Origin of the sequence: Bacillus sp. JJ1127 (assembly GCF_036965845.1) — a bacterium.
GTDB lineage: Bacteria > Bacillota > Bacilli > Bacillales > Bacillaceae_G > Bacillus_A.
Genome location: NZ_JBALQK010000135.1, coordinates 1 through 3805, shown reverse-complemented (window position 1 = coordinate 3805; position 3805 = coordinate 1). Strand labels below are relative to the sequence as shown.

The following is a 3805-nucleotide window of genomic DNA, read 5'->3' as shown; positions in this document are numbered from 1 at the left end:
AACCAGGACTTTTTACAAGCCCCCACTTCAAAACATGTTAGCGTTTAAGTGGTGGGTAGTTGACCTAATATTCAGATCTAAATCAAACAGAACAATTAAATGTATTACTATTCATTCGCTATTTCTTATGTTATTCCTGTTTGATCGTGTAAATAAAAAAATGATTGGTTTATGAGGCAATCGTAAAAAGACAGAAAAAACATAACGCCCCATGTGAAAAAAATCATGAGACGTTATGTTTTTTTTATGTTTCAAATGAAAGTATTACATGAAAATTCCTTGATTAGAGGTTCACCTTATTCCGCATGCTCCGCTCGATGCGCCAGACGACTAGACGCAGCGGCAGCAATTGCCCCCACAATATCATCAAGGAATGTATGAACCTTCCCAGTTGATTTATCATTTAAGTATTCTAAGATGCCTGGTTTTAATTTATCAATATATCCAAAGTTTGTGAAACCGATAGAACCGTACACGTTTACAATTGAAAGAGCGATTATTTCATCCACTCCATATAAGCCTTCGTCACGTTTAACGATATCTTGTAACGGTTCACTTAACATGCCTTTTTCAGCTAGGACGTCTAATTCTATCCCTGTAATTAGGGCGTTTTGAACTTCACGCTTTGATAGTACGCGCTCTACGTTGTAGCGACATTCTGTCATCTCTAAATTTGGATGGTATTTTTTTTGGAGAAAGTGAACAAGCTCAGCAATATCATCGATTGTTACACCGCGTTCTTGCAATAGTTGTAATGCTCTTTCTTGTAGTTGATTTGATTCTTTCATGTTTATCACCTTTTTTTCTTTTTAGTATTTGTATACGTTTCTTTGCTTTATCATGTGCATAGGAATGAAAGGCGAGCACAAGCTCATATATATAAAGAAAAACCATAGGTGGCGACTTTGATGATTCAGCATATTTATGAGCATTATCAAATGCATGTCAAAGAATTAATCCCCCTTGGCCCCTATAAAAGCTTTTGGATTCGCAATAAAATTTATGTACTTCTTCCAATTGGAACTATGGAAGAAGAAGTGCTTGTTGAAATGAAAAAGTTAAGCGATTATATGAACCAACAGGGGGATATTACTGTTGCGACTTTCGTTCCGACTATACACGGTTACTATGTAAGTGAGATAGAAGAAACAAATTACTGCTTATTAAAAGGTATGCGTCTGCTCGAGCGACACGCCACTTCGTTAGGAAGCGAGCTTTCATTATTTCATAAACGCGGTGCTTTTTTTCCCGAAGAAATAGACCAATTAAGTCGCATTGGTGAATGGAAGTCACTATGGGAAAAAAGGCTCGATCAGTTAGAGCGATTTTGGCAATCACAAGTGATGAATCACCCCTCAGATGTATTCGATCAGCTATTTATTGAATCTTTCCCTTATTATTTAGGGGTTGCTGAAAATGCAATTCAATACGTTGTTGATACAGAAATGGATGATACGCCTGAGCCAGCTGATGCTGCAACGATTTGCCAAGAACGCTTTACACCTTTATTATGGCAGCAAACCAATCGTTTGAAAATCCCTATCGATTGGGTATACGATCATCCGAGTAGAGATTTAGCCGAATGGATTCGCTACGTAACGATAGAAAAAAAGAAAGATTGGGAACAAACGATTTTTCAATTTATTACCGATTATGAACAAAATTATTCGTTGTCCTCTTTTGGGTGGCGTCTACTATTTGCACGCTTACTCTTCCCGTTGCAGTATTTTGAAACGATAGAACGTTATTATCAAACAGGAAATGAAGAGCAAAAAAGTGAATATAGAGATCGCTTAGAAGCCATTTTACACGATGTGAACCGTTCAGAGCAATTTATGAAGCATTTTTATGAATCATTTCGTTTACCCGTTGATAAGTTAGGGATTCGGAAATTGGATTGGTTATCCTGATAGGAGCTTACAAAAAAGAGACCAGTTGTGGTCTCTTTTTTGTGAATATCTAGCTTTAGCGATTCTGAACGAGCCGCTTCCGCTTTTTATGATATCTAGCTCCAGCGGCTAGAATGTTCGGTGGCTTCGCGTCTTCCGCCGAGGCAAAAAACGCCTCTCTGTCAGAAGCTCCATCCCCCTCACATTCTAAACGAGCCGCTTCTGCTTTAAAATTAAAATACTTGTTCTACTTCAATAACGCCTGGTACTTCTTCAAGTAGTGCGCGTTCGATACCAGCTTTTAGTGTGATTGTAGAACTTGGGCAGCTACCACATGCACCCATTAGACGTAGTTTTACAATACCATCTTCAATATCTACTAATTCAACGTCACCGCCATCACGAAGTAAGAACGGACGTAATTTATCTAATACTTCTAGCACTTGTTCTTGCATATTTGGGTTTTCCATTTTTATCGACTCCTTTCATCCATTTTATTATAATCAAGATACAGGGGAAAATCTATTTTTTCTGTTCTTGTTTTATTGTCAAAATATTGTATCATGTTTACAACGTGTTTTTTCAGTATAGAGGATACGAAATGGACTTGTAAAGGGTGGTGCTTATATGCCCATCCATTTAAATATACTGTTAGGACAGGGAAATGGGGGAAAGTAATGATAAATGTTCAAGTATATGGGGCGAAAGTAATTTGTGCGAGCTGCGTTGGAATGCCATCTTCAACGGAAACATTTGAATGGTTGCAAGCAGCAATTGGTCGTAAATATGAAGGACAAGAAGCTAAATTCAAGTTTGAATACATTGATATTCAAGAAGAGCAAGAAGATGCGGATAAACAAGTATTTGTAGAACGTGTCATTGAAGAGGATTTGTTTTATCCAGTCGTTCTTGTGAACGGGGAAATCGTGGGAGAAGGAAATCCTCGTTTGAAAGATGTATACGAAGAAATCGAGAAATATTTATAATACAGAAGGCCTTTGTAATCGCAAAGGCTTTTCTTATATAACTATATGGAAAAAATATCTATTAAAGGTAATTTTATTGAGGGGGATCTACATGGAAGGTGTAGTGAAATATAGTTTTCCAGAAGAAGTAAAGGGATTGATGGAGCAATATGTGAAGGGATTACAAGATATTTTTTTGCATGAACAATTAGTCGGGGTATATGTATATGGTTCGATTGCATTAGGGGCATTTCATTTGGAAACGAGTGACGTTGATTTTGTTACGGTAACAAGAGAAGTGGTTAGTGAGGCTGAAAAAATTCAAATTGTTGAGTTACATAAAAAGCTGAGTACAAGTACGTTAGGAAAGCGAATGGACGGCATGTATATCCCGCTTGCCGATTTAGGGAAGTACAACGAGGAAATAACGCAGTATGTATATTGTGCGGAAGGGAAAGCTAGCGTAGGGCATTGGGATGTAAATGCTGTAACGTGGTGGACGTTAAAGAATCAGGGAATTACTGTTATGGGAAAGGAAGCAAGCGAACTTCCCTTTCAAGCGCCATGGAGTGATGTGATAAAAACAATGAAATATAATGTGGAACAGTACTGGAGTGAAAAAGCATCGCGCCCATACTTGTTTCTAATCGAGGAATGGGTAGAATCCGCTGTTGTGACGATGGGACGTATTTTATATACATTAGACCATGAAACCATCGTTTCCAAGGATGCAGGACTACAATATATGATAGGATCCACTTCTGGAGAATGGGAGCCTTTGTTACGAGAAGTTGAGCGGATACGAAAGAATAAAGAGGCAAAGCGAACGATATCCATTTGGAGACGTGCAAATATGACGAAGAAGTATTTACTTAGTGGAATAGAGGAATGTAAAAAGAAGTGGAAAGAGTAAAAAAAGAGTCATACTCAAATTAAAATGTACCCTATAGA

5 protein-coding genes are annotated in these 3805 nt (G+C 37.8%); 3 read left to right on the top strand and 2 right to left on the bottom strand.

What is annotated here, in order from left to right; all coding sequences use genetic code 11:
* Positions 1-296: 296 nt before the first annotated feature.
* Complete coding sequence (locus tag V7183_RS13715; protein WP_335359868.1) at positions 297-788, bottom strand: phosphatidylglycerophosphatase A family protein; 492 nt, start codon at positions 786-788, stop codon at positions 297-299.
* A gap of 120 nt (positions 789-908) precedes the next feature.
* On the opposite strand from V7183_RS13715, the gene yutH reads away from it, so the two are divergent.
* On the top strand, positions 909-1910 hold the full coding sequence (gene yutH / locus V7183_RS13710; RefSeq protein WP_335359867.1) for a spore coat putative kinase YutH: 1002 nt from the start codon (positions 909-911) through the stop codon (positions 1908-1910).
* Positions 1911-2122: 212 nt separating this feature from the next.
* Here the strand turns inward: yutH and V7183_RS13705 are convergent, their stop codons facing one another.
* Positions 2123-2359 (bottom strand): NifU family protein, encoded by a 237-nt coding sequence (locus tag V7183_RS13705; RefSeq protein ID WP_012096008.1) that lies wholly within the window; start codon positions 2357-2359, stop codon positions 2123-2125.
* A gap of 207 nt (positions 2360-2566) precedes the next feature.
* On the opposite strand from V7183_RS13705, the gene V7183_RS13700 reads away from it, so the two are divergent.
* Together V7183_RS13700 and V7183_RS13695 are read left to right on the top strand one after the other, a co-directional pair.
* Positions 2567-2875, top strand: coding sequence for a YuzD family protein (locus V7183_RS13700; protein WP_097898486.1), 309 nt, complete (start codon positions 2567-2569; stop codon positions 2873-2875).
* A gap of 91 nt (positions 2876-2966) precedes the next feature.
* Positions 2967-3767 carry a nucleotidyltransferase domain-containing protein gene (locus tag V7183_RS13695; protein WP_335359866.1) on the top strand — a complete coding sequence of 267 codons (801 nt, stop codon included), beginning with the start codon at positions 2967-2969 and terminating at the stop codon, positions 3765-3767.
* The last annotated feature ends 38 nt before the right edge of the window (positions 3768-3805 follow it).